Raw genomic sequence first — 4,381 nt, 5'->3', positions numbered from 1 at the left:
AATTTTTTTAGATTTTTCACAAGTCGATAAATTTAAATGCTTTAACCAATATAATATATTTAGTGTCTTTATTATCAAATTTAATACTATGTTTCATGTTAATTCACTAAATAAATATATGTTTAACATAGTATTTAAATTTAACGATTGTAAAGGCACTTTTTACGTTAATAACGTTCATAAAATTTGTATTTTTACTATGTAAAATCATAGAGTATTGAAAACATAGAAAATAAGAACAAAAAATGCTCTAATTTTTAGAAAAAATCTAGGACCCTAAAACAATTTTAATTAATATATAATTCCAGTAATTTTTTTTTAAACATATTATTGTAATTTTATTAGAAGGATTTTTATAATATCAACTTTAATTTCATATTATCTATAATTAATGGGGTATTTTATGGTAAAATATGCAAATTGATGATATATTAATGAATATTATAGAGAATTTTACCATAGAGTGATTCAAGATTGCCAGTATTTATTTCTTGTGATTAAAAGGATGGAGATGAATAGTAATACTTTTTTTTAAATATGGGTTTTGATTATGTTCAGTAAATTGTATGTCATATAATACAAAAGCTTATATAAGTTAAATTTTATATTTAATATAGATGTGATATAATACTCTAATTGTTAGTATATTTTTATGAAATAATAAATATTTAAAATTTTACAGAGGGGGATATTTTAATTGAAGATAATGTAAAATTTTATAGGCTTGAATTTATTTCTAACTAATAATTGTAAATAAACAATAGACCTTTGTTTTTAAGCCTAAACTTTTTTTTACAATCTCTAATTAAATAAAGCTTTCTATTTTTTTAAATTAAAAATTAATAGTTCATTATTATTCTAAAAAATTTAAAATGAATATTTCATTATTATTCTAAAAGATACTAATTCTTATATTAATATTTTTCGCATCGAATATTCTTTGGAGAAAAAAATTATGGAACTATTTAGTAAGAGAAATTTTGTATTTTTAATGGCTATATTTCTTTTATTTATAACAGTTGCATCAGTTAGTGCTATAGATACTAACGAAACATCTGTTAATGAGGAAAATTTAGCTGTTGATACATTATCATCAAGTGAGGATGTTTCAATCTATTCACAGGAAATTGAAGCAGACCCTGTAGATGATTCAATTAGCTATTCTAGTAATACTAAAGAGAAATTGTCCCAGAATAATACTGTTGGTGATGATTCAATTAGCTATTCTAGTGGTGCTAAAGAGGAATTGTCTAGTGATAATACTGGTGATAATCTCAGAGCTGATGTAAATTTTGATCTTACTGTTTACGTCGGCAGTGGTTCAGGTGAATTTTCTTCTCTACAAGCTGCTATAAATTCATTATCAAGTTCGAATCGTAATTACCAAATTATTATTCGTGAAGGAACATATACTGGAAACGGTAATCGTAATGTCGATGTAAGCCGTAATTCTTGGATTAATCCTAACTTTAAATATTTATTAATCCGTGCAGATGATGGTGCTAATGTTACCTTTGATGGTCAAGGTAATTATGATTTATTGCATATAAATTCTGAAAATGTTCATATTCAAAATTTAAACTTTATTAATGCAAATAACCCAAGCCTCTATCGTACTGGTGGGGTTTGTTTAGATATTAATAAAGGTCATTTTTCCGCTGATAACTGTTATTTTGCTAATAATGGAGATTCCATCCTCGATCATCTGTGGGGTGGTGCAATACATGTTAATAACAATTTACAAGATATTAATATTACAAACTCTTTCTTTGAAAATAATACTGCACAAGTAGGTGGAGTTATTCGTGCTGAAAATGGAGCTAATAATATTAATATTATAAATTGTACATTTAAAAATAATTATGCATCAACACATGGTGGTGTTGCATGTTTATTTGGTAATAATATTCTTTTTGAAAATTGTTTATTTGAGAATAACAGTGCTCCATCTTCTGGAGGGGTGCATTTTCACACAGGAAATTCTACTGTTAAAAATTGTACATTTATAGAAAATAAAGCTACTGGTTCTGGTAATGATGGATATGCAGGTGCATTAGGGTTAGTTTACACTAATGCTAATGGTGTAACAGTTGTTGATTCAAAATTCTATAACAATACTGCTACTGGAGATGGTGGAGCTATTCAAATTATTGGTGGAGGTAGTAATGCTAAAATCTTTAATTCTGTATTTGAAAATAACTCTGCTAGTTATGGTGGTGCTGTTAGTATTAAAGGTAGTTTGACAAAAATTGATAATTCTACTTTTATTAATAATATAGCTACTGGTTCATCAGGTGGGGCTATTTTTATTCAGGGAAGCAATACTACTATTAATAATTCCACTATTTTAAATAATTCTGCTAATCAAAATGGTGGTGGAATATTAACAAATGGTACTGGAACAATTATTAATAATACCATAATAGGTTATAATGAGGCATCTGCTAATGGTGGAGGTCTCCATATATCTGGAGGTAGTAATTTTATTGTATCTAATTCCACTGTTTATAATAATACAGCTCAATCTGGTGCAGGTATTTATATTAATGGTTCAAATGCTAATGTTATTAATTCTAATATTACAAATAACACTGCTACTGGTAATGGTTCTGGTGTATATATAAGTGGTAATAATGCTGTTATTTCAAATTCCAATATAACTAATAATAATGCTACTGTTAATGGTGGTGGAGCTTATATTACAGGAACAAATGCAAATATTCAAAATACACATTTTGATAAAAACAATGCAATTCCAGATGAAGACAAATTAGATGATGGGCTAGGTGGAGCTCTTTATATTGCAGGTAGTAATGGTCATGTAACAGATTGTAACTTTACTTATAACACAGCTCGTAACGGTTCTGCAATATATGTTAATCCTACTAATGCAAATGTGTACAATTACGTTGATGGTTGTATTTTTGTTGATAATCAAGCTTGGAGTTATTGGTTACCTATTTATTATAATAATGTAACACATACTATTGAAACTAACTTAACTGGTGGAAATAATATATTAAATGCCATATATAATAATGGACGTAATGATCGCCTTCGTATTAATGGCCAATATCCGGTATTAGGATGGGAAAACTCTAATAACGGAACCATAATGTATCAAGATGTTCGTGAATTTAATCAAACTATTGTAACAGTTGTTTATGATAGACAAGGTAACTTGGTATTTAATGAAACTGCAATAACTGGTTTAGCAGGTAATGTTACTTATAATATACCTGAAAACACAAGTAATTGGTTTATTGTAAATATGACTCACTTAGAAGATACTTATTATAAATATATATCAAATATTACAGGAATCAATATTAATCCCGGTTTAACTATTAGTGATGTGATCATGTATGAAGGAAATACAACTCCTCAAATTATTTACATATATTTAGCAGATGATGAATCTAATCCATTACCTAATGAGGGACCTATTAATGTTTATGTATATGTCAATGGTGGAAAAGTTCTTCTTGGAAGTGGTAATACTAGTAGTTTTGCGATATTAACCTTTTATGAAGGTACTCTATTCCAAACATTAGCTTCAGGTAATTATACAACTGAAGCTGAATATTCCTATTTGTATTTTAACACAACAACTCATCAAATTGAAAACAAAACCATATTTGTAAATGGTAACTTAGAGGTACTTCCATTAATTTGGAATGTTACAAAAACAATCATTGCAGTTAATGATGTTCCCTATGTTGAAGGTATGACTATTTGTTTAAATGATAATATTACTTTCAATATTACTGTATACAATAACATTGAAGGAAATATCACTTCACTTAAAATCACTGATTTAGATACTGCAGGTTTACAATATTTAGAGACAATTGGAACAGAATGGAACTATAATGGTAATCATTCTTGGTCTTTAAGTAATTTAACAGGCTTTGGAAATTCAAGTTTAATAGTTAAATTTACAGCTACTCAACTAGGTACCTGTACAAATGTAGCTGATGTATCTATTTTCAATGGCTTCAGTAATAAATCTGCAAATGTTAGTTTCATTTGTAATAAATATCCGTCTAGTGTTAATGCTAGTGATGTTACTGTTGTTTATGGTGAGCCTATTGTTGTTCCTTTTAGTAGTGAGAATGCTACTAATGTGACTTATGTGGTTCTTGATGAAAATGGTAATGTTGTTGCTAGTGGTGCTGTTGGTCCTAATGGTACTATTGCTGGTCTTGATTTAGGTGTTGGTAATTATACAGTTAATTTGACTACTGTTGTTGATGGTAATCATAGTGTTGCTGTTAATGTTTCTAGTATTATTGTTACTCCTGCTGGTTCTAGTGTTAATGCTAGTGATGTTACTGTTGTTTATGGTGAGCCTATTGTTGTTCCTTTTAGTAGTGAGAAT

Annotated in this window: 1 protein-coding gene; it reads left to right on the top strand. The window is 28.0% G+C overall.

Going from position 1 to position 4,381, the window contains the following annotated elements:
* Positions 1-955 precede the first annotated feature (955 nt).
* Positions 956-4,381, top strand: a 3,426-nt coding sequence (locus BM020_RS09235; RefSeq protein WP_143743993.1) for a right-handed parallel beta-helix repeat-containing protein, incomplete at its 3' end; no start/stop codon positions are given.

This window comes from Methanobrevibacter olleyae (genome assembly GCF_900114585.1).
GTDB classification, from domain to species: domain Archaea; phylum Methanobacteriota; class Methanobacteria; order Methanobacteriales; family Methanobacteriaceae; genus Methanobrevibacter; species Methanobrevibacter olleyae.
The sequence above is the reverse complement of the archived record's forward strand: the minus strand, read 5'-3'. Positions and strand labels throughout refer to the sequence as shown.